Annotated in this window: 25 protein-coding genes; 5 read left to right on the forward strand and 20 right to left on the reverse strand. The window is 64.5% G+C overall.

What is annotated here, in order from left to right; all coding sequences use genetic code 11:
* Positions 1-125: 125 nt before the first annotated feature.
* The 6 genes from nrdR to Q319_RS0104380 all read right to left on the reverse strand — a co-directional run bounded on the left by nrdR (position 126) and on the right by Q319_RS0104380 (position 3,867).
* Complete coding sequence (gene nrdR / locus Q319_RS0104355) at positions 126-575, reverse strand: transcriptional regulator NrdR (RefSeq protein WP_029480778.1); 450 nt, start codon at positions 573-575, stop codon at positions 126-128.
* 7 nt (positions 576-582) lie between these two features.
* The gene (locus tag Q319_RS0104360) at positions 583-1,320 is read right to left on the reverse strand and encodes an SDR family NAD(P)-dependent oxidoreductase (RefSeq protein ID WP_051655101.1); all 738 of its coding nucleotides are present in this window, start codon (positions 1,318-1,320) and stop codon (positions 583-585) included.
* A 31-nt stretch (positions 1,321-1,351) separates the two neighbouring features.
* A complete protein-coding gene (locus Q319_RS0104365) occupies positions 1,352-1,558 on the reverse strand; it encodes a hypothetical protein (RefSeq protein WP_029480780.1) in 207 nt (68 codons plus the stop codon).
* 78 nt (positions 1,559-1,636) lie between these two features.
* Positions 1,637-2,347, reverse strand: a complete 711-nt coding sequence (locus Q319_RS0104370; RefSeq protein WP_029480781.1) for a heme exporter protein CcmB — start codon at positions 2,345-2,347, stop codon at positions 1,637-1,639.
* A 174-nt stretch (positions 2,348-2,521) separates the two neighbouring features.
* Positions 2,522-3,199: a heme ABC exporter ATP-binding protein CcmA gene (ccmA, locus tag Q319_RS0104375; RefSeq protein ID WP_245618969.1), complete on the reverse strand. Its 678-nt coding sequence runs from the start codon at positions 3,197-3,199 to the stop codon at positions 2,522-2,524.
* Positions 3,184-3,867: a cytochrome c biogenesis CcdA family protein gene (locus Q319_RS0104380; RefSeq protein ID WP_029480783.1), complete on the reverse strand. Its 684-nt coding sequence runs from the start codon at positions 3,865-3,867 to the stop codon at positions 3,184-3,186. The genes ccmA and Q319_RS0104380 overlap by 16 nt, the downstream gene beginning before the upstream one ends.
* Before the next feature lie 145 nt (positions 3,868-4,012).
* Here Q319_RS0104380 and Q319_RS0104385 point away from each other — a divergent pair, with 145 nt between their 5' ends.
* On the forward strand, positions 4,013-4,558 hold the full coding sequence (locus Q319_RS0104385; RefSeq protein WP_029480784.1) for a hypothetical protein: 546 nt from the start codon (positions 4,013-4,015) through the stop codon (positions 4,556-4,558).
* Positions 4,559-4,633: 75 nt separating this feature from the next.
* On the opposite strand, the gene Q319_RS0104390 is transcribed toward Q319_RS0104385, so the two are convergent.
* The 3 genes from Q319_RS0104390 to Q319_RS0104400 all read right to left on the reverse strand — a co-directional run bounded on the left by Q319_RS0104390 (position 4,634) and on the right by Q319_RS0104400 (position 7,924).
* Positions 4,634-5,050, reverse strand: a complete 417-nt coding sequence (locus Q319_RS0104390) for a hypothetical protein (protein WP_029480785.1) — start codon at positions 5,048-5,050, stop codon at positions 4,634-4,636.
* 80 nt (positions 5,051-5,130) lie between these two features.
* On the reverse strand, positions 5,131-7,512 hold the full coding sequence (locus Q319_RS0104395) for a transglycosylase domain-containing protein (RefSeq protein WP_029480786.1): 2,382 nt from the start codon (positions 7,510-7,512) through the stop codon (positions 5,131-5,133).
* 34 nt (positions 7,513-7,546) lie between these two features.
* On the reverse strand, positions 7,547-7,924 hold the full coding sequence (locus tag Q319_RS0104400; protein WP_029480787.1) for a response regulator: 378 nt from the start codon (positions 7,922-7,924) through the stop codon (positions 7,547-7,549).
* Between the two features lie 129 nt (positions 7,925-8,053).
* Between Q319_RS0104400 and mnmA the strand changes: the two genes are divergently transcribed.
* Entirely contained in the window at positions 8,054-9,193 is a 1,140-nt protein-coding gene (gene mnmA / locus Q319_RS0104405) for a tRNA 2-thiouridine(34) synthase MnmA (RefSeq protein ID WP_029480788.1), read from the forward strand.
* 13 nt (positions 9,194-9,206) lie between these two features.
* On the opposite strand, the gene Q319_RS0104410 is transcribed toward mnmA, so the two are convergent.
* The 4 genes from Q319_RS0104410 to Q319_RS0104425 form a co-directional block, all read right to left on the reverse strand.
* Positions 9,207-9,551, reverse strand: a complete 345-nt coding sequence (locus tag Q319_RS0104410) for a hypothetical protein (protein WP_029480789.1) — start codon at positions 9,549-9,551, stop codon at positions 9,207-9,209.
* Between the two features lie 72 nt (positions 9,552-9,623).
* A complete protein-coding gene (trhA, locus tag Q319_RS0104415; RefSeq protein ID WP_029480790.1) occupies positions 9,624-10,280 on the reverse strand; it encodes a PAQR family membrane homeostasis protein TrhA in 657 nt (218 codons plus the stop codon).
* 91 nt (positions 10,281-10,371) lie between these two features.
* Positions 10,372-11,217: an HpcH/HpaI aldolase/citrate lyase family protein gene (locus tag Q319_RS0104420; protein ID WP_029480791.1), complete on the reverse strand. Its 846-nt coding sequence runs from the start codon at positions 11,215-11,217 to the stop codon at positions 10,372-10,374.
* On the reverse strand, positions 11,210-12,262 hold the full coding sequence (locus Q319_RS0104425) for an NAD(P)/FAD-dependent oxidoreductase (protein ID WP_029480792.1): 1,053 nt from the start codon (positions 12,260-12,262) through the stop codon (positions 11,210-11,212). Before Q319_RS0104425 ends, Q319_RS0104420 begins: the two co-directional genes overlap by 8 nt.
* A 140-nt stretch (positions 12,263-12,402) precedes the next feature.
* Between Q319_RS0104425 and paaI the strand changes: the two genes are divergently transcribed.
* Complete coding sequence (gene paaI / locus Q319_RS0104435; protein ID WP_029480793.1) at positions 12,403-12,768, forward strand: hydroxyphenylacetyl-CoA thioesterase PaaI; 366 nt, start codon at positions 12,403-12,405, stop codon at positions 12,766-12,768.
* Here the strand turns inward: paaI and Q319_RS0104440 are convergent.
* The 3 genes from Q319_RS0104440 to Q319_RS0104450 form a co-directional block, all read right to left on the reverse strand.
* Positions 12,765-13,874, reverse strand: a complete 1,110-nt coding sequence (locus Q319_RS0104440) for a DUF4357 domain-containing protein (protein ID WP_029480794.1) — start codon at positions 13,872-13,874, stop codon at positions 12,765-12,767. The genes paaI and Q319_RS0104440 overlap by 4 nt on opposite strands.
* A gap of 52 nt (positions 13,875-13,926) precedes the next feature.
* A complete protein-coding gene (locus tag Q319_RS0104445; RefSeq protein WP_051655099.1) occupies positions 13,927-14,742 on the reverse strand; it encodes an AfsR/SARP family transcriptional regulator in 816 nt (271 codons plus the stop codon).
* A 165-nt stretch (positions 14,743-14,907) separates the two neighbouring features.
* Positions 14,908-15,177, reverse strand: coding sequence for a GlsB/YeaQ/YmgE family stress response membrane protein (locus Q319_RS0104450; protein ID WP_029480796.1), 270 nt, complete (start codon positions 15,175-15,177; stop codon positions 14,908-14,910).
* Between the two features lie 582 nt (positions 15,178-15,759).
* Here Q319_RS0104450 and thrB point away from each other — a divergent pair.
* Complete coding sequence (gene thrB / locus Q319_RS0104455) at positions 15,760-16,671, forward strand: homoserine kinase (protein WP_029480797.1); 912 nt, start codon at positions 15,760-15,762, stop codon at positions 16,669-16,671.
* Between the two features lie 4 nt (positions 16,672-16,675).
* On the opposite strand, the gene Q319_RS0104460 is transcribed toward thrB, so the two are convergent.
* Positions 16,676-16,885, reverse strand: coding sequence for a hypothetical protein (locus Q319_RS0104460; protein ID WP_029480798.1), 210 nt, complete (start codon positions 16,883-16,885; stop codon positions 16,676-16,678).
* 134 nt (positions 16,886-17,019) lie between these two features.
* On the opposite strand from Q319_RS0104460, the gene Q319_RS0104465 reads away from it, so the two are divergent.
* A complete protein-coding gene (locus tag Q319_RS0104465) occupies positions 17,020-18,189 on the forward strand; it encodes an aminotransferase class I/II-fold pyridoxal phosphate-dependent enzyme (RefSeq protein WP_029480799.1) in 1,170 nt (389 codons plus the stop codon).
* Positions 18,190-18,194: 5 nt separating this feature from the next.
* Here the strand turns inward: Q319_RS0104465 and Q319_RS0104470 are convergent, their stop codons facing one another.
* The 3 genes from Q319_RS0104470 to Q319_RS0104480 all read right to left on the reverse strand — a co-directional run bounded on the left by Q319_RS0104470 (position 18,195) and on the right by Q319_RS0104480 (position 21,329).
* Complete coding sequence (locus Q319_RS0104470) at positions 18,195-18,431, reverse strand: hypothetical protein (RefSeq protein ID WP_029480800.1); 237 nt, start codon at positions 18,429-18,431, stop codon at positions 18,195-18,197.
* 4 nt (positions 18,432-18,435) lie between these two features.
* Positions 18,436-18,627 carry a hypothetical protein gene (locus tag Q319_RS0104475; protein WP_029480801.1) on the reverse strand — a complete coding sequence of 64 codons (192 nt, stop codon included), beginning with the start codon at positions 18,625-18,627 and terminating at the stop codon, positions 18,436-18,438.
* A 71-nt stretch (positions 18,628-18,698) separates the two neighbouring features.
* A complete protein-coding gene (locus Q319_RS0104480; RefSeq protein ID WP_029480802.1) occupies positions 18,699-21,329 on the reverse strand; it encodes a DEAD/DEAH box helicase in 2,631 nt (876 codons plus the stop codon).
* Positions 21,330-21,369 lie beyond the last annotated feature (40 nt).

Here is a 21,369-nt window from a genome sequence, read left to right on the forward strand (position 1 = left end):
CAGCACATGAATTTTAGGGCAATGTATAAATTTGACACCGGCTGTATTAGGCGCTATGGTATTGCCATCACCGTCCGAGAGGGCGGGTTTTTTATTGCCTGGGCAGGATTGCCTGCCGGAAGAGCCTACTCCTCCCGGTCCTTCAATCCCCGGATTTCCTCGATAAAGCGTTCCAGGCTGTCAAAGTCGCGGTAGACGCTGGCAAAGCGGATGTAGGCCACGTCGTCCAGCGGGCGCAGGAAGGTCATGGCCCGCTTGCCGATCTCCTCGCTGGCGATCTCGGCGGCCCCCACCTCGTCCTCGAAGCCGTAGGCGAAGGCACGCAGGGCCTCTGGCTCTACCGGGCGTTTCTCGGTGGCCAGACTCAGACCGCGCAGCAGCTTGTCGGGATTGAATGCCTCGCGCGGGCCGCTGCGCTTGACCACCATCAGGGGTTCAAGCTGGGCGCGTTCGTAGGTGGTAAATCTGCGGGCGCAGTTCAGGCACTCGCGGCGGCGGCGGATGCTGGCCCCGTCGTCGCTGGGGCGCGAGTTGACCACCTTGGAATCGGGGGCAGAGCAGTACGGGCATTTCATCTTCGGCTCACAGCGCGTTGACGGCGCTCATCAGTTCGGGCAGGCGAACCTTTGGCGCGGCGGGCAGCGGCACGTCCATCACGTTGCCGCGCAGGTGGCGCATTCGGGGGGCGGCCAGGGCCAGCACGGCGTCGGACAGGGGGCGGTCCAGCAGCTCGTCGCCGCTGCTGGCGCGCGAGGGCAGCAGCATGTTCAGGCGCAGCTCCTCGCGCACCGCCGCCTCCACCAGCCCGCGAATCGCGCCGCGCTGCGGGTGGGCCTGCAAACCCGGCTCGTCGCCGTGCGGGCCGATGATGGTCAGCCAGGTGTCGGGCAGACGGCGGCCCAGAATCTGCGCGATGGCGACGCTGCTCTTGACGTTGCTGTTGAACAGTTCCATCCACTCGTTCTCGCTGAGGGCGGTGAAACTGACGTTGGTGCGCTTGTCGGCCAGATGGACGATGCCGTGCAGCGCGCCGAAGATTTCCAGAATGCGGGTCTGGGCACTGAGCCAGTCCAGTGGCACGCTCACGTCAGCCTTGATGGGAATGGCGTGCCCGCCGGAGCGCTCCAGCGCACTGGCCTGCGCCGAGAGCGATTCGCTGTTGTTGCCGATCAGCACGACGCTGGCCCCGGTTTTCGCCAGGGCGGTACTGACCGTCTTGCCGTAGCCCGTGTCGGCCCCGGTCACGGCGATCACCTGTCCGGCCAGCACCTCACGGTAAAGTGCCCCGGCGCGGTCCTGCGAAGAGGTTGGGTCCGTCATGCGGCCCAGCATAGCGCCCCGGCCTGCGCTGTTATCCCGCCTGGGGCAGCGGCCTGAGCGCGTCTATGGGCGGATCGCCCGCGCGGTGGCCCTTGCCGCAGGTGTGGCACCAGTACGCCTGATCGCCGTCGCGCAGATCGTGCAGGGTCATCGGCAGGGCGCAGTCCGGGCAGACATGCACATATCCGCGTCCGCTGGCCGGATATGCATCGGCTTCATTACGTAATTGACGCTTCATATTCTGATACTAGCAGAAGAGGAGCGGGTGTCAAATGGTGGGTGGGACATGCTCTTCGTACTTTTGTACGGGGAGAGATCAGCCCTCCACCGCGTAGGGAAACAGCAGCGTCGCCAGAATGATCGTCCCGATATCAAAAGCGGTCAGGAAGGCGAACCAGGGCCACAGCTCGTCAAAGGGCAAGCCTTCAATCAGGCCAGAGGTGGCGCGCACGGTGGCAATGACCACCGGAACCAGAATCGGGAAGGCCAGCGCGGGCAGCAGCGCCTCGCGCGCCCGCAGGCTGACCGTGATGGAGCCGTAAAACGTTGTGCCAGCCGCAAAACCCGTCACACCCAACACCGTGACGAGAGCCAGCAGGGGCCATGGCGTCGGCGCGCATTCGCGGCCCGGCACACAGTCCGCACCCGCCGCGCCGAACAGCAACAGCCCCGCCGGAAGCGTGAACGCCGCCACCAGCAGCAGCGGCCCCAATACGCCCAGCAGCTTGCCCAGATACAGCGCCCCGTGCGGCCCCGGATACAGCGTGAGCTGCTCCAGCGCTCCCGCCTCCTGCTCCTGCGCGAAGGCCCGCTGCGCGCCCACGGCGGCGGCCAGTGCCAGCGCCGTCCAGACTGCGCCGGACGCCACACCCGCCGTCTGGGACAGCGTGCGCCCCACATTACCACCCAACGCCAGCCCCAGCACCAGCAGCACCAGCCCGGCGAAGAAGGCAGTGGCGAGGAGGGTGTCGCGCGTGCGTCCGGCCACGCGTAAATCTTTGGCGGCGAGGTGAAAGATGTTGTTCATGGGTGGGCCTGGGGGGAAGATCTGAAGCTGGAACCTCTTTCATTCTGGCAGCGTTGAAAAGGCGTTTGCGTTTCCCCCCACCCAGCCTCCCCCGCAGGGGGGGAGGAGCTAACAGCCCGTGTTTCTGGGTGGCGAAGAAAGATTGAAACCCTTTTGAAACACGCCCTTAGATTTTCACTCCTCATGCAATACCCCAGCCGCCAGCCGCAGCGCACGCGGGGCCACCTGCCGGGCCAGTTCCGGTTCGTGGGCGGCGATCAGCAACGTGACGCCATCGGCACGGAGTTCGGCCAGCAATTCCAGCACGAGCTGGCGGCCTGCGGTGTCCAGATTGGCGAAGGGTTCGTCTATCAGCGTGACTGGGCGGGCCAGCAGGTGGGCGCGGGCCAGGGCCAGCCGTTTCCGCATCCCCGCCGAGAGAAAGCGGACGCGGCGAGTGGCAGCAGCCTCTAAAGTCACGCGGCGCAACGCCGCTGCCACAGCCCCAGTCTGACCGTGCATTTTCAGCGCAAATTCCAGATTCTCAGCGCAACTCAGGTCCGGGTACAGTCCAGCGTCCACGGGCATCAGGTGGATGGAGTCACGCACGGCCCGCGAGTCGCGCAGGTCAAAGCCCATCACCCGCCCTTCACCACGCGTGGGCCGCAGCCCGGAGGCCAGCAGGCGCAGCAGCGTGGTCTTTCCGGCCCCGTTCTCGCCCAGCAGGGTGATGCCCTCCCCTGGCATCACGTCCAGATTCACGCCGCGCAGAATGACCTCGCGGCCCAGTCTCAGCCACAGGTCACGCAGTTGCAGGGCGGGTTCGGGGGGTGGGCTGTGTAGAGCAGAAACCGTGATTAGACCCTCAGCCACGCGGGCGTCACCTCGTAAAAGAATGTGGCCAGACGCGTGAATTGCCCGGTCAGCATCAGCACGCCCACCAGGACCAGAATGCCGCCGCCCACCTTCTCGAAGATTCCGGCGTAGCGGTTGAGGCGGCGCAGATTAAAGCGGTCCCACAGCAGCGCGGCCAGCAGAAACGGCACGGCCAGACCCAGCGTGTAGGCGCTGAGGAGCAGTACGCCGCTGCTGAGGCTGGCGCTGCTGGCGGCCAGACCCAGGATGCTGCCCAGCGCTGGCCCCAGGCAGGGACTCCAGCCGAAGGCGAAGGCCGCGCCCAGCGCCACCGGGCCGTAACCCCCGGCATCGGCCAGGGCACGGGTATCGCGCATCAGGAAGGGCAGGCGGATCACGCCTAGCATCACCAGACCAAAGAAGATGATCAGCACCGCCGCGATCTGGCCCAGCAGGAACTTGTGCGGGGCGATCAGTGCGCCCAGGCTGCTGGCCGTGGCTCCCAGGGCAATGAACACCAGCCCAAAGCCCGCGATAAAACCCAGCGCCCGCAACAGTGGCACCTTTGCCCCGCCAATCACGCCCAGGTAACTGGGCACCAGCGGCAGCACGCAGGGGCTGAGAAACGAGATCAGCCCCGCCAGAAACGCCACCGTGAGGGTGGGAGAGCCAGCGGGAAGATTCATGCGGCGAGTCTAGCGGCTGCGGGGAAAAAGAGAGGGGGCAGGCGTCCTTTTGGGGGGTGGGGTGGCGACAGCCTGTTCTGGGCCGCTCCGCACCTCAACCCCAGACGCAGATGAACGGGCAAAATGGAGACGGAGGAATTTGGGCATGACTGAGATTCCACAGCAGCTTTTCGATGAAGCCGTTGAACTTAACTGGGCGATCTACAACAACTGGAAGTCAAACAACGGCACCGATATCTGGGAAGAAGTCATTGTCTGGGCCGACAAATGGATTGAACTTCTGGACGAGTGGCCGGATGAAATTACTGAAATCAGCCTGAATGGAAGGCGCAAGGATTCCAGCGCCAGAGCTTGTTTAGCGGCGCTGGCAAAACAGGGAAGTATTTACCCTATCGCTCTGGCAGAGAAAGCTCTGCTCTGGCTTGAGCAGGGGCGGTCCCCATTCCACGTTGTCAGTGACCTCTACCCACTCGTACACGACACGTTCTCTACTGGTGGACTTGAAGTTGAGTTAACCGTGCCAGAGCCTCTACGTAAAGCGATTTACCAGATGGATTACGACTCGGAGGCTGTTGATCCGGTATATGGCTGGGCAGGTGTGCGGGGTGAAGAAGCTGGAGGATGGTTGCGTGAGGAGATGCAGAAACACCTGACCAACGCACTCACTGAGATCAAATCAGACCAGCTTTGAGTTACTGGGCTTGAGCGCAGAGGCAGCCGTTACAAGTGGCCCACAGCGCGGCAGAGGCGTGCAACCTCACCCCACTTACTCCAGCTTCCCCGTAAAGTCCCCTTCCCAGGCGTTCAGAATCCGGTCCCCCTGCACCAGCAACACGGTGGGATAGGCACTCACTTTCAAGGCGCGGGCGAAGGCGGTGGCCCCGTCGCCGCGCCAGGGGTTGAGGCCAGCCGGAGCGGGCGAGGGCGTGCCCTCCGCGTTCACGGCCCGCACAGGCAGATCGCTGTCCAGCACGGCCTGCCACAGCGCCCCCAGATCGCCGCAGTCGTGGCTGTAGACCACCACCACCTCACGGCCCTCTGCGTTTGCGCTGGCCTGCCACGGGTGAGCGGGTAGCAGTTCGCCCAACCGCACACGGGCATCGGCGCTGCCCAGAGACGGCACCGTGCCCAGCGCAAGAAGGAGCGTCAGCAGGGGGGCGTGTCGGTGGCTCATGGGGTCCATCATGCCGCGCCGCCCCGTGCATTTGCATGACGGGGCGGTGAGGACGGCTTTGGACGCAACCAGATGCAGGCAACCAGAAATCAGGGGCTGGCTGGCTTGGGGGCCGGTTTTTTCGGTGCCGGAATCTGCGGCACGGCGCTCTGGTTCTTCACAGCCTTCACGGCGGCGGGATCGGGTGTCTCGTCGGTCAGCGGGGCAGGGCTGTCGTCGGGGGCGTAAGCGGGCAACTGCTCGATATACACCCGGCGCTGGACGATGTTTTCCGGCGGGGTGAACTCGGTGGCCTGCTGATTGGTGGTGCGGTCCACATCGATCAGGACCGTGGTGGGATCGTTGTAGGCCGCCGTGTACCGGGATTCGGCGTACTTGACCGGGGGCGGCGGGGTGTCGTTCTGGAGCGCGGTATCGGCGGCGTCCCTGTAATTGGGGTCCAGCACGGCCAGCCTGACGCCGGGCAGATAGCCGGGGTCCGGCGCGTCGGCATACTGAATACCGGGGGGTTCGCTGAAGGCGCGCACGGTCTGGCCCTTGTGCGCCAGTTCCATCATGCGCCGCCAGATCGGGCCGTTCACGTAGCCGGAGTAATACCCGCTGGTGGGCATCTCTCCGCCCTGCTGCTTGCCCACCCACACGGCCCCGGTGTACAGAGGCGTGGTGCCCACGAACCAGAAGTCCTTGGGACCGTTGCTCGTCCCGGTCTTGCCCGCCACGGGCCAGTCACCGAATTTGGCAGACCACGCCAGACCGCCCTGGGCTTCAGTGAGGTCGTTGACGACACCCCGGATCATGTCCAGACCCAGCCACGCGATCTGCGGGGTCCACACCCGCACGGGCTTGACCGGGTTCAGGGTGTCGTCGTACAGCACCTCGCCGCGCGCCGTGGTCACCCGCGTCAGGTAACGGGGCGCGCGGTACAGCCCGCCGTTGGCGAAGGGGGCGTAGGCCGCCGCCATCTTGACCGGGGTGGTTTCCACCGCGCCCAGCGCCGCCGCCAGCCCGGTCCCGTCGTTGGGCGGTATGCCCAGTTGGCGCAGCTTGCCGAAAAAGGTCTGGAGGCCGATCCGGTCTGCCAGGCGCACCGTCACCAAGTTCAGAGAGCGGTCCAGCGCCTCACGGATGGTCATGTTGCGGTAACTGGTCTGGCTCTCGAAGTTCTGCGGCTCGTACACGCCCTCCTTGCAGGTAGGGCAGGGGAAGGTGATCGGTCTGTCTTCCTCGCGGTGGTCCTGAGGAAGTCCGGTGGACAGCGCGGTGGTATACAGCAGCGGCTTGATGGTAGAGCCGATCTGCCGCTGGCCCTGCGCGGCGTTGTTCCACGCGGCGGGCGGCGCGTCCCCGTACAGCTTCTGCCCGATCATGCCCAGCACCTCGCCGGTAAAGGGATCGACGACGGTGGCCCCCAGGGTCGCGCCGGGGGGCAGACCGCGCGCCTCCTTGCTGGCGGTTTCCACGGCGGCCTGAATGCGGGGGTCCACGGTGGTGTACACGCGCAGGCCCCCGCTGCCATACACCTTCTCGCGCCCGAAACGGCGCACCAGCTCCTGCTCGACCTGTCCCATGAACTGCGGGTAGCGCACCGTGGTCACGGCTTTCAGTTCTTTCTGGGTGCGGTCCACCAGCCTGGCACTGGTGATGCTGCCCGATTTGTTGTAAAGCACCTGCCAGCCGCGCGGTTGCAGGTTTTCTTTCAGGGCCGCGTCCATCTGCGCCCCGGTGATCCACTTGTCTTCCACCATGCGGGCCAGCAGGGTCTTCATCAGGGGCCGCATGGTCTTGTAGTCGAAGTACCGGCCCGCGCTGGGCACCAGCACCGTCAGGTAGGCGCTCTGGGCCAGGGTCAGGTCTCTGGGCGTGGTGCGGAAATACGCCTGGGCCGCCGAATAGATGCCGTACAGCTCGACGGGGCCGCCGTCTCCCCAGTAGATGGTGTTCAGGTAGTTCTGGAGAATCTCGGCCTTGGTAAAGCTGCGCTCGACCTGCACGCTCAGCAGCCATTCCTTGATCTTGCGGTCCGGGGTGCGGGCCTGGTTGTATTCGTCGAGCAGCAGGGTGTTCTTGATCAGTTGATTGGTCAGGGTGCTGCCGCCCTGCACGCTCTCCCCTGCCGCCAGCCGCTGCACCTGACGCCCCAGGCCGTAGGGATCGATGCCGTAATGCTCGAAGAAACGCCGGTCCTCGTTGCTGACCAGCGCGGCCACCATGAAGGGGCTGATCTCGTCCAGATTGACCAGCGTGCGGCTGATGGCCTGTTCGCCGATCTTGGGAATCAGGCTGCCCAGCGGCGTGTTGTCGCGGGCGAAGACCCGGGTTTCCGCGCCCAGCGAGAGGGTGTCCAGTTGGCGGTAATCGGGCAGCTCACGCCACCATTTCAGGCCGTAGGTGGCCGCCACGCCGGTTCCGGCGATCAGGGCGGCAATCAGGAGGGAGGTCAGGAATTTCAGGAAACGGAGAAAAAAGATCATGGGCACAACCTCGTAAAAAAACGGCTGAAGGCCGTCAGGGGCGGCGGGCCGCGACGAGCTGGTTGATGCGTCCGCGCAGATTCTTGCCGGACAGCGGTTTATAGACGATGTCGTCCGCGCCCACCAGCTTGGCGTGATCGCGCGTCTGATCGTCGTCGAAGCCGGTCAGCAGCAGCACGGGGATGCCGCGCAGCCGCTTGACCCGCTTGACGCGTGAGCAGATCTCGAAGCCGTCCATGTGCGGCATCTTGATGTCCAGCAGCATGGCGTCGGGCGTGTGGTCTTGCAGGTATTCCAGCGCCGCCTTGCCGTCGGGCACTGCCACGATCTCGTGCCCATCGGCGGACAGAATGACTTCCAGCATGGTGCGGATGGCTGGCTCATCGTCGGCGACGAGGATCGTATACGGCATATGCCGAGCATGATAGTGCAGCCCACATGAAAAAAAGAGAACCGGGCGGCTTTTGAGCGCCCAGCGGTGGCAATTGCCGCTCCCCTCACCGCGCCGGGCGTGGGCGGGCTGGTAATGTCTGTGGTTGGTATGACGGCCCTGACGACAGCAACAACCCAGCAGACTGCGCCCCCCACTGGCGAGCGCGTGCTGTGCGCCATGTCCGGCGGCGTGGACAGCAGCGTGACGGCAGCCCTGCTCAAGGACGCCGGGTACAGCGTGGTGGGCGCGATGATGCGCTTCTGGCCCGATGACAAGCGCACGGACACCTTCGACAGTTGCTGCTCCCCGGACGCCGCCTACGAGGCCCGCCGCGTGGCCGAGCAGGTGGGCATCCCGTTCTACCTGCTGGATTACCGCGAGCAGTTCCAGCGCCACATCGTCGGCCCCTTTATCGAGGAATACGCGCAGGGCCGCACGCCCAATCCATGCGTGAACTGCAACACCAAGGTCAAGTTCGACGAACTGGTGAAGAAGGCCAAGATGCTGGGCTGCCGCTATGTGGCCACCGGCCATTACGTCAAGCGCGTGGATACAGCCGACGGCGGCGTGGAGTTCTGGCGCGGCGACGATCCGCAGAAGGACCAGACCTATTTCCTGTGGGGCACGCCGCGTGACGCCCTGCCGTACATCCTTTTTCCGGTGGGGGAGCTGGAAAAGCCCCGCGTGCGCGAGATCGCCGAGGAACGCGGCCTGCTGACCGCACGCAAGCCCGAGAGCCAGAACATCTGCTTCGTGCCGGGCAAGGTGCAGGACTTCGTGGCCGAACATCTGCCGCAGGCGACGGGACTGATCCGCGAGATCAGCAGCGGCGAAGTGGTGGGCGATCACCTGGGCACGCAGTTCTACACCCTGGGCCAGAAGCGCGGCATGGGGCTGTACCAGTCTCACAAGGTCCGTCACATCGTCCATCTGGACCCGAAGACCAACACCGTCTGGGTGGGCGATTACGACGATTGCCTGTGGAGCAGCCTGAAGGCGTCGGGCGCAAATTACCTGTGCGATCTGGCGGACCTGCCGCGTGAGGTAGAGGTCCAGGTGCGCTACCGCACTAAGCCCGTGCGGGCCACCGTACTACACGCCGACGAAAACGGCTTTGAACTCCAGTTCGATGATCCCCAGTTTGCCGTCGCCCCCGGCCAGAGCGCCGTGCTGTATGACGGCCCGCGCCTGCTGGGCGGCGGATTGATCGATGACCATGCGCGGGAGTTGCCGGAAATATCCAGTTGACTGGCAACTGTGGTCAACGTTTAAGAGCCTCCCGGTAGTCCTTGACCGTCTGATCGCCGCAACCGACAGGGAGGACATGCACCAGTCGCCTCCAGTCCGCAAAGTGCTGATCGTCGATAAAAACCTGTGGTTTGGGTAGAAACGCCCGAAAGCAATCACCCAGGCCGCAGTCCTCGGCACTCTGACGGGCATAAACTGCGCCCCCCGAACTCCAGCAGTAAAGTTCAGCTCCCTCTTCGTACAGGGCGCGGACATGGCGGATGACTGCCGGAATAGGAATGCGTGACTTGCCGTAATTTCTGATCAGCGTTTCATCGACATCGACATAAATGACCAGCGGTGTCAGGTTGACTGTCATAGAGTCAATTTACATCCACAGCCAGCAAAAAGCCCTTCCGCTCAGGAGAGAACCCGGCTGGGAATTCGCGCTTCAGCGCAAACTGAACATCATTGCCACATGCGCTGTGGTGCCGCCCAGCACGAACAGGTGCCAGACCTCATGGAAGCCCCAGAGTCGCCAGAAGCCCTTCTCACGCGGGGCAAACAGCTTGGTGCCGTAGATCACCGCGCCCAGCGTGTACAGTACGCCTCCCGCCGACAGCCAGAAAATGGCGGCGGGGGGCAGGTTGCGGACCAGTTGCGGCAGAAAAATCACGGCCAGCCAACCCATGACCAGATACAGCACGGTGCTGACCCAGCGCGGCAGGCGCATGGTGATCAGCTTCAGCGCGATGCCAGTCAGGGCAATGCCCCAGACCACCCACAGCACCACGCTCTGCCACACGCCGTGCAGCCCGAAATACGCCAGCGGCGTGTAGCTGCCCGCGATCAGCAGGAAGATGCCCGCGTGGTCCAGCTTTCTCAGCCACAACATGCTGCGTTCGCTGCGGCCAAAGGAGTGGTAACTGGCACTGGCCGAGTACAGCGCCACCATGCTGACCCCAAAGACCACGAAGGGCCACAGCGCCAGCCCGCGCGAGTGCGCCCACCACAGCAGCGGCCCCAGCACGATCAGTGCTGCCAGCGCGCCGCCCCAGTGGGTCAGGGCGTTGACGGGTTCACGCGGGGCGAGCAGGAGGCGCTTCATAGGTACAGGCTACGCCTCCTACAAATAGGCGTGGTGGTCTTGAACGCAGTTCAAATAGGGCTGGAATGGTCAGTGCTGGTGGTCTGAACTGTCAATGACCCGTTCCTGATTCACTGCCCTGGTTGCCTGCCCACAGCGCCAGAATCTCCCGCGCCTCGTCGGCGTGCATCTGTTCAACAAGTGCGCCGTCGTAAGTTACGACGCTCTTTCCAGCGGCCCGCCCCTCTTCCCAGGCGTCCAGCAACGCGCGGGCCTGCTGCGCCTGCTCATCGGTGACGCCATAAGCGGCGTTGGCGGGGGCAATCTGGTCCGGGTGGATCACGGTCTTTCCGGCGAAGCCCAGCGCGCGGCCCTCCTCGCATTCGCGGGCAAAACCCACCGCGTCACGCACATCGTTGAATACGGCGTCCAGCGGCAGTTTGCCGTGGGCACGGGCCGCCAGCACCACCGCCGAGAGGGCGTGTAGCAAGGGCAGGCGCTGCGGGTGCGGACGCGTTCGCAACGCGCGGGCCAGATCGTTCGCGCCCACCAGCAGGCCCGCCACCCCGGGCACGGCGGCGATGGCCGGGGCGTTCAGCACGCCACGGGGGGTTTCGATCATGGCCCACAGCGGCCTGCCCAGTGACAACTCCTGCGCGGCGCGGGCGTCCTCCACCTTGGGCAGCACCAGGCCAGACGCGCCCGACAGCAGCGCCATTTCACGGTCCTCGTGTTCCCACTGGGTTCCCAGCCCGTTGACCCGCACCAGCACGGGAACACGCCAGCCGCCCGACAGCAGGGCCGCACGCACATTCGCACGGGCCTCGACCTTGTATTCGGGGGCCACCGCATCTTCCAGATCCAGAATCACGGCGTCGGCGGCCAGCGTGCGGGCCTTTTCGATGGCGCGGGGTTTGTCGCCCGGCACATAGAGCATGGAACGAAACGGTTTAAGCATCGCCGTCCATGCGTGCCGCCAGCGCCCAGCCGCTGAGCAGGGCAGCCTCCACGCGCGGGCCGTGATCGTCGGGGGTGAAGCCGTCGCCGCACAGACCCAGACCATGTGGGGCGTCCCAGAAGCAGGGGCCGGGGGCGCGGCGTTCGGGGGTGGCGTAGCGCCAGCGGTGGGCAAAAGCGTGGGCAGGTTTAATTTCCTCGCCCAGCACACCTGCCGCCGCTGCCAGTAGTTCGGGCAGAACCTCGTCGGGGCGGCGTTCCAGATTGGCACGGGACCACGCCGCCGAAGCTTGCAGCATCAGCGCGGGCGGGTGGCCCTCCAGGCGCTTGGTGTGTTCCTGGGCGATCCACTCCAGTACAGGATGGTTTTTGAGACTCAAGGCAGGCCAATCAGCCCCGATATCTGTTTCCAGCACCACCCCTGCCGCCCAGCACGGGGCGTAGGCCACGCGGCGCATCTTCTCGGCAGCCGTCTTCAATTCCTCCAGATCGTCCGCGCCGCCCAGCAGCAGCGGTTCCAGCAGCGCCAGCACCTGCGGGGCAGGCAGATTCAGCACCAGACGCGCGGCCTCCCCTGCTACACCGTCACGGGAATGTACGCGCCAGCCGCCGGGCAGGCGTTCCAGACTGCTGACCTCCAACCCGGTCTGCACATCCAGCCCGCGCGCCAGCTCCCGGCCCAGCGTACTCATCCCAGCAGGCGGGGCGTAGCGGGGGTGGCCGTCCTGCGGCGGGGGCGTGGTCTGGCCGTCCTCCCAGGCTGCGAAGCCCCGTGCCCAGACCCGGTTCCAGCCCGCCTCCACGCCGCTTTCAGCCAGGGCCACGGCGCGGGGGTGACGGGCAGTGAAGTAGCGTGCGCCGTGGTCCAGCCGCGCCTCTGAAAACTGGGCCTCGGGCGAGGAGGTCCGGCGGGTGGCCGCGCGGCCCGACACCCCACGTGACTTGTCCAGCACGCGCACGCCCAGGTCCCGGCCCTGCAAATCGTGGGCCAGCGCCAGCCCCGCCAGCCCCGCACCGACGATCAGCACATCTGTTCTATGAGGCACGGGGGACCTCGTTTCTGGATGGACGCGCCGCGCCCGACACCAGTAAAAAGGGCAGCAGCGCCAGCAGGAATTTCAGAGGCCGTTTCATGCCGCCCAGGGTAACGCGCCATGCTCTAGCCTGCCTGCATGAGCCAACCCATATGAACTATGCCGATCTGCTGGGACTGAGGGTGCTGGAGGCCACGCCACAGCGCACCTGCGTGCGCGCATCTGTGACCGCTGCGGGCCTGAACATGCACGGCACCGCGCACGGCGGCCTGATCTTCAGTCTGGCGGACGAGGCGTTCGCGGTGATCAGCAATCTGGAGGCACAGGCGGTGGCGGTGGACACCCACCTGAGTTTCTTCCGCGCCGCGAAAGTAGGCGACGAACTGGTGGCCGTCGCCACCCCGGAGCGCGTGGGCCGCACCCTGGCCACCTACCGCGTGGAAATCCGGCGCGGCGAGGAGGGCGAGGTGTTGGCGCTGTTTACGGGCACGGTTTCGAGGCGGGTGCGAGAGGCTTAAACGGGTTTGGGACGGTAATCCTGGGCTGGGCGTCCCTGGGCGTCTTTCCAGCAGTCCCAACCATTGCGGGATGCTCCAGCAATGTCCATAGCTGACGTGCTGGCACTCCCATAAACCACGTCCTTCACGTATTCCAGCAGCTCAGCGTTTTTCTCGACGAGCTGTCCAGCCTTCAGGCTGCTTTGCCTGCGACCTTGAATGCCCTTCGCATTAGTTCCGTTTTCGCCCAGCACGCGATTTAGAGCCGTACTTCCCGCCTTGACGGTCCAACTTCCATCGGCAGGCTTATAGACAGCGTGGGCTTCGGCCCCGAGAAGGCAGTAAGTGAAGTGGATTTGCTCGGCATCAGTGCCTGATGGCTGAGCTTTCTGTGGTGGCTGGGGCTTGAGCGGCTTGGAAGAGTTTGTTGACTCCGCTTTCTGCACTGCCATCCCCAGCAACACATCCCGCTCGGCTTCCGTGATCTGCTTTAATTTGGCCGCGAGAATGGCGGCCTGTCCGAATGTACCTATCCCATGCTCTTGCTGAAAAGCCTCAACAATAGGAGCTTTCTCTTTAAAAATTCGTTTTTCTGCTTTTCGTTGTTCCCGACGACTTTTAATCGTTTGTACAGCTTCAGCAAAAGCATCGACACGCCACGTCTCAGCATCCAGAAGGAGCGCCAAGTCGTCGGCGAAGGCGTATCCACCTTGATGCAACCCCAGCTTCAAGACCTCGTGATCTTGAAATGTCCCAGTTGGATTATGCGTCCGATCCATGACTATCCATATCCCGCCGTTGGTCAACATCGCCCATCGCATGCCTTTATTGCCGGCGTACCCTACAACTTGTTGATAATCTCCAGGCTGAAAACTGGCATTCATACCTTTGAGTTCTAAAGCAAAAGAGCCTTGCCCCACTCGAATCATCAGGTCCGCTCTTTTTTTGGACTGATTGGTCTCCTCCGGCACCACCTCTGCCGGATTCCAGATGTCAAAGCCAGCGGCATGTAAAAGGCGCAGAACGATGGCCTGACGAACTACAGCCTCACCGGGCTTAGGAGTGTCCGCCAACCAGCCCTGAATGGCCTCGACTGCCGCCCTGATCCGCTCCTGAGTGCCTGACATCTGGGCAGGAGTCTATCAGCGGCGCGCTTTCCCTACTCTTTTCCAGTCGGAATTATTTCCCAGTCAGCAGGTACGGCCCGTGATCGCAGGGACGCTCACCAGCTTTCAGCCGTTCGGCCAGATCCACGGTGTCATGCATGGGGGTGTCGCCGACTTCCTCGGCCAGATAGTGGCGGTAACGGCGGTAATGCTCGATGCCGGCGTATTTATCGCGGTTCATGGTCAGGCAGACCATCAGGCGCTGGTGGTGGTCCTCGCCGATCAGCGGGTCCGTCTCGGCGGCGCGGACCAATGAGAGGGCAGCCAGCGGGCATTCGCGCGCGACGCAGTGCAGCAGCGAAAGCCTCAGATGGCCCTCCACGACAGCGGCGCGGTGCTGACTGCGGGCGGCTTCCACCCACTCGCCCTGAAGATGTGGCAGGTATTCACCGTCGGCGCTGGCCAGGGCCTGCCGCAGCAATTCCTCCTGCTGGCGCGGCCCGCTACTTACTTTAGAGGCGTCCAGCGCGTGATGCAGGGCGTGGGTGTCGCTGGCGGCCATCAACTCCGCGTGCAGGGTGTAACGGCCCCGCTCGTCCACCACGGCGTCGGGGCGGCCCAGCACGGCGCGCAGGCGGTGCAGCGCCACCCGGAAGCGGTTGGCGGCGGCGGGGGTGTCCTCCAGATCCCACAGTTCGGCCAGAATATCGTGGCGGTAGCGGCCCTGCGGGTAGGCGTGCAGATACCACAGCAATTCCTCGGCGCTGCGGGCAGGCCACACCACGCTCACACCGTCCACGATCACGTCAGCGTTGCCCAACGAGCGCAGCAGATAGCGCGGAGGCGGGATGGCGGTGGCCTGAGCGGCACAGATCTGTTCATGAAGCATGATGATCCTCCCTTTCCGTATTAATTCTGACATTTCTACGGAAGGCAGGTGTCCCTTTGAAAAAGCAGCAAATCTTTTTCAGGGTTGACTTTTTTAATTTGATGGAACGGAGACATAAAAAAAGCCGGACACCACGAGGATGTCCGGGCAATTTAAGGTGAAGGCTTAGCGCAGAACCTTGAAGGCCTTGAGAAGGGCGATCAGAATCACGCTACCGACAACGCCCCAGATGATGCTCCAGAAGCTGAAGCCGCCGCCCGCTGCTGTCGCGCCGCCGATGTTGAGAAGGCCCGCGAAGACCCACTGGGCCAGCAACGCGCCGACGATGCCGATCAGGATGTTGGCGATTGCGCCCTGCTGCGCGTTGGTGTTCATGATCATGCTTGCCAGCCAACCGCAAAGCGCACCTACCAGAATAGTAATAATCCAACCCATGTTCGTGACCTCCTGTTAAAGTCGTTGAGTTTCCAACGTGAAACGCTCGTTGTGGGTGAAGCATGAAACTGTACGGAAAGCTCAATTGAATCTGGTCATACATTCTGAAGGTGCCGAAAAGGTGAAACGCCTGACCATTCAAGTCCGCTTAAGCTGTCTTCTCAGATATCAGTCATGCGCCGCTCATTTCTGATGTTGCCTTGACGTTCCGGGGGACCAGCAACAGGGGTCAAGACCGTCCTGCTTTGATTCCAAGTGCTGCCGAAAAAAGCCAGCGGCAGTTTGTCCTGTCGGCAACCGGTGGTCTGCCAGCCACCCTCTTGCCGTGAGCTGCCCGGACCCGTCAACAGGCCCCCATCAGAACGTCACCCCTCTGCGGCGCAGCCCTGCAAGTCCCGCTCAGTGTGTCGTCTAGGAGGGGCGCGGGCATTTGTCTTACCTCTGCGCCCACCTGTCTGCTGGGGGCGGCTAGCATGGGCGCAGACATCCGCCCGGCCCAGCGTGGCCCCGCGACTTTTTCTGCGCGACTTTTTCTGGAGGCCCCACCGCTATGCCCGCACTCCTCAGCCCTGACCGTCCATCATGACCACCTTTACCGTGCGCGCCCCGGCCAGCAGCGCCAACCTGGGACCGGGTTTTGACAGCCTGGGCCTGAGCGTGCCGCTGTACACCACCGTGAAGGTAACGCCAGGCGACGTGACCGAGGTGGTCCCGCACGGGCCAGAGCTGGAAGGCACGCCCGCCGACGAGAGCAATTACGTGTACCGGGCGATGTTGCTGGTGGCCAAGCGCACCGGACTGACCCTGCCGCCCGCCCGCGTGGAAATCACCACCGAAGTTCCACTGGCACGCGGCCTGGGCAGCAGCGCCGCCGCCCTGGTGGCCGGAATCGTGGCCGCCAACGAGCTGCTGGGCCGCCCGCTGGACACCGACGCCGTGCTGGACGTGGCTGCCCGCGAGGAAGGCCACCCCGACAACGTGGCCCCGGCGCTATTTGGCGGCATCGTGGTAGCCACCCTGGACAAACTGGGCACCCATTACGTGCGGCTGGACCCGCCCGCCAATCTGGGCGTAACCGTGCTGATTCCCGACTTTGAGCTGAGTACCAGCAAGGCCCGCGCCGTGCTGCCCCGTGAGTACAGCCGCGCCGATGCCGTCCACGCGCTGTCCCACGCCGCTTTGCTGGCCGCCGCACTGTCTCAGGGGCGTCTGGACCTGTTGCGGCACGCCATGCAGGACTACATCCACCAGATCTGGCGCGCGCCGCTGGTGCCGGGGCTGAGCGACATTCTGGAGGATGCGTGGCGGCACGGCGCATTGGGGGCGGCTCTGTCCGGTGCGGGGCCGACGGTCCTGTGCTTCCACGACACCCGCGAAAGCACCGCGCCGCTGCACACCTACTTAACTAGCGTGATGCACAAAAACGGCCTGGACGGGCGGGTTATGGACTTTCCGATTGACACCCAGGGAACGCTGATTGAGCGCGAGGGCTAGAACGTTACTCCATACCTGCGTTGCCCGTCTGCTTGATCAGCTCCATTTTTCCTACTGCTTCCAGCCAGTCTTTCTCGTTAATGGCGGTCACGTCCTGACCCGCGTAGTGTTCGGCCAGCACCTCGCGCATGGCCTCGGCCTCGCGCAGGCTGGTAGCCTCGCGGCCCATGCGCTCCAGAATGGGGTCCAGGCTCATCGTGCGGCTGATTTGCATGACTGCACGCTAGCGGCTGGGCGGGCGCAAGTGCGTGAGGACGGGGCAGGACGTTCTTTAGAGGCGGTCTGAACCGTCTGCCCGCTGACACTGTTGCCCTGACCTCGCTGGCCCGGATGCTCTAGCCTGCCCCCATGTGGATGTCATCACGGGCCGCCGATGTGCCGGGCAGTGTATTTGCGTTGATGGACGCGGCCAAAAGTCGGGCGCGGGCGCGTGGATTGGATGTGATCGACCTGAGCATCGGCAGCAGCGATCAGTCGCCACCTGAAGTGGTCCTAGAAGCGTTGCGTGAGGCCACCCGCGATCCGCTGACCTACCGTTACCCACTGTTCAGCGATACCGCGCCGTTGCGGGAGGCTGCTTCTGCGTATCTGCTGCGCCGCTTTGGGGTGAGTGTCAATCCCGAAACCGAGGTGCTGCCCCTGATCGGCGCTCAGGAAGGGCTGGCCCACCTGCTGCTGGCCGTCACCGATCCGGGCGACACGCTGCTGCTCCCTGATCCCGGCTACCCGCCGTATCTGGGCGCGGCGGCGGTAGCTGGACTCAAGACCGTGCCACTCCCTCTGCTCCCCGAGCGCGGCTTCCTCCCCGATCTGGACGCTGTTCCAGCCGATCTCCGGCCACGCGCCCTGCTGCTGAACTATCCCAACAACCCGACTTCAGCCGTGGCAGATGCGGCCTTTTTTGCGGAGGCTGCCGCGTGGTGCCGGGCGCGTGGCACGCTCCTGATTCACGATCACCCTTACGCCGAATTGACTTACGACGATTACCGCGCTCCCAGCGCCCTGGAATCGGGATTGGACGGCGTGGTGGAACTGCATTCGCTGAGCAAGACGCATCATATGGGCGGCTTCCGAGTGGGCTTCGCCGCCGGGGACGCGGGGGCGGTGGCCGCGCTGGCCCGCGTCAAGGGCGCGGTGGATTTTCACCCCTACCTGGGGATTCAGCGTGCCGCAGCCCTCGCCCTGGGCTTGCCGGATGAAGTGGGCCGCGCCGGAGCCGCCATCTTCCAGGCCCGCCGTGACGCTCTGGTTCCCGCCTTACGCGCTCTGGGCTGGGAAGTTCAGTGGCCCCAGGCCAGCATGTACGCCTGGGCGCGGGTGCCGGGCCTGACCGACAGCGTGGCCTACGCCGTGCGTGCCGCCGAGGAATCCGGCGTGGTAATCAGCCCCGGACAGGCGTTTGGAGCGCGAGGCGAGGACTTCGTGCGCTTTGCGTTGGTGCAGCCGCCGGAGGTTCTGGTTAAGGCGGCGCGGCTGCTGGCGGGGATTGAGGTAGGGGAAAGTATGGGAGTTAGCTAGATGGTTCAGTTCTCGTCATCGCCAGCATCCAGTTCGGGGTCTTCGTCCATACGATCTGCCAGCAGGGTGGCGTGGGTTCCCAGGTGAACGGTGCTGGCATATAACTCGCCGTCCACGTCCTCGCCTCGCCGCTCACGCTCCAGCAGTTCAAGGTAACGCCGGGCTTCCTCGGCCAGCTCATCGTGCAAACGTCGGCTGGCGTCCTGATAGTCGTGAACCCGCTTCCTGTCTACAGTGGTCATGCCCTCACCCCCTGCCCGGCAGCCGCCCCATGAGACGCTCCACCTGGGCGGTCCAGTTGCGAACTTCTTTCTCCCAGTGACCGATCACCTGACTGTCGGGAAAGACTTCTCGTTCAGCCGCAATCTTGTCAAGATGCAGGGCAATCTGCCGCTCCAGCCCCTGAATCCGCTTGCGAATGTCCTTGTTGCCTCCCACAGCAGCAGTGTATTCCGGGAGATTTAATTTGCAACTATGTTTTCGTGCCGACGTGGGCATCTCCCCGCAAATTATCCCGCCCCCACTCCCGGTCCGCGCTCAATCACACTCAACCCCGCGAACTTCAGCAGCAGCCGCTTTTGCCCCACGCCGGGGAAATAGACCAGCACTTCCCGTTTGTCGCCCTGATGAAAACCGCCCATGAATACGCCGTCGCCAAATTTGGCGTGATGCAGGCGCAACGGCTGGGTGCTGCTGACCGCGCGCTGCAACTCGCGGCTGGGAATCCCCAGACGGGCGCTGACTTCAGGGAGCGAGAGGCCATACAAGTCCAGCAATTCCCGCGCCTGGAGGGGCCACGCCGGGGCCAGTTCGGACACGGGTTCGGGGGCGGCGGCCTCCGCTTCGGGGATGGCTTGGACGCCCAGCAGGGTTTCCAGAAACAGTTTTGTGGCGTGCTTGTCGGTGGGGCGGCGTTCGCCACTGTGCAGGTACGGCGAGTAGCAGCGCGACACGGCGATACACTCGTAACAGCCTTCCGCGTTCTTGCAGCACGCTTTGGAACACAACGCCAGCGCGCGGACCAGCAGATCGTCCAGTTGCTCATAGGCACGGCGCGACACACCCAGCCCACCCAGCCAGTCGTCGTAGAGGAAGAAATAGGCGTCGTGGCCCTCCCGGAATGCCCCCGCCAAATCGTTCTCGTCGCAGGCCACCCGCTCCGGCGTGACCTTTTGCAGCAGGTGTTTGAGGGTGTGCGCCACCGCGCTGGGCCGCTCGGTGGCGCGTGGATCAAGGCCGATTTCCAGCGCGCTGGTGCGGAAGGGGGCCAACTCGGTGGGTGCGTCGTACAGGTGTTCGGACAGCTTGTGGTCCTGCATCCGGTCCTGAATGCGGCCCCCGCAGCGGGCACAGGTGCGTTCGGCGGGGCCGGGATCGCGGTCACAGCCCACGCAGACGCGCTCAAAGACCTGCCGCAGCATCTGATACCCAGTGTAGCGGCGGCGAATGCTGACCTCACCGTGCCGGTACGCCAGAGGCCCGCGCCGCTGCCACGGCGTCATCTGGCCGGGCGTGACCTCAATGCTATACAGCCCGCGCGTGAACAGGTTCTCGGTGCTGAATCTTTCCACCACAATCGCGGTTCCGGCGGGGTGCTTCTCCCAGCGCAGCACCTTGTACCCCTGACCATCGAGGGTGAACACCGCGCCCTCGTGCTTCTCGGTCAGGGCGTAATGCTGGCTGGGCGATTCCAGTGGGGCGTCCAGCGCCTTAACGCCCATCTTCTCCCAGTCGGCGGCCTCTACCACGGCGTATTTCAGGCTGCCCTCGCCGCGCAGGTTCCAGTATTTCTGGGTTTCCACGGCGGCCAGATGCGGCCCCGGCAACCCCGCCGCGCCGTATTCCTCGTTCTGGCGGGCGCGGTGGCGGGGCGACAGATATGGATTGGCCGCCTCCACCACCGCCTTTTCTATCGGGCCAGTCAGCAGTTCCAGAAAGTTGCCGGAGTTGCTGTAAAAGGCGTCTGCGGGCTGCGGCACGCCCTGCTCGTTCAGCGCGGGCAGGTACAGCACCAGCCCCGGCGCGATTCGCCCGGCGCGGCCCGCCATCTGCCGGAAGGCCATGCGCGAACCCGGATAACCGTCGATGATCACCACTTCCAGGTCTCCAATGTCCACCCCGGCCTCCAGCGCGTTGGTGGCGAACATCACCCCGCTGCCCGCGCGGCGAAATTCGGTCAGGCGGCCCTCGCGGTCACTGGTTCCGGCCATGTACAGATGGGCGTGGCGGGCGTAAGCGGGCTGAGCGCGGTACGTACCGTACAGCCGCGCGGCCCGGCTGCGGCCCCGGAAGAAGGCCAGCACCTTCAGGTCATAGCGCTGGCTGGCCTCCATCACGGCGTTCCAGAAGCGTCGCGGCTGGCCTCTGTGGTCTGCCAGATAGAAGCGTTTGCCAGGCCTGGCCGCCCCGGATTCGGAAACCTCCACCGCGTCCACGCCGATCAGCTCGCGGGCAAATTCGGCGGGGTTGCCAATCGTGGCGGTACTCAGCACCACCTGCGGATTTGCGCCCAGCGCCTTTGAAAGCTCCAGCAGGCGGCGCAACATCCCCGCCACCTCCGAGCCAAAGCCACCCCGGTAGGTGTGGGCCTCGTCCAGCACGATAAAGGACAGGTTCTTGAGGAACTCGCGCACGCGGGGATGCGTGAGGGACCAGTGCAGTTTGTCCGGGGTGGCCGTGACCATCCGCACGCCGTCCGCGAAGGCGTCGGCGGCCTGAGCGCTGCTCTGGAACGCGCCGATATCCCAGCCGAAGCCGCCCTTTTCCTTGAAGGCCAGCAGTTTGTCGCGCTGATCCTGCCCCAGCGCCACCAGCGGGTAGACGAAGAGCGCGGTGGCCTGTGCATCACGTTCCAGGCGATCAAACACCGCCGGGAAGAAGGCTCCAGTCTTGCCGCTGGCCGTAGGCGTCGTCACGATGACGTGTTTGCCCTCGCGCATCAGCTTGTAGGTGGCGGCCTGGTGCGCGTACACCTGACCAAAGCCAAAGCCCCGCGCCACGCCCGCAGACCAGCCCAGCTCGTCCACTCCTACATTGCGGGCGGGGGCGGCCTCTTCCTCATGCAGCCGCGCCGCGCCGCCGCCCAGGGTGTCGCGCAGAAACCCTTCCAGGCGGGCGAAGGGGGAACGGGCGGGCATCATCGGGGATCAGTTTAGGCGTGTTGGGCGGGGGGAAAAGTGC

Origin of the sequence: Deinococcus marmoris DSM 12784 (assembly GCF_000701405.1) — a bacterium.
GTDB classification, from domain to species: domain Bacteria; phylum Deinococcota; class Deinococci; order Deinococcales; family Deinococcaceae; genus Deinococcus; species Deinococcus marmoris.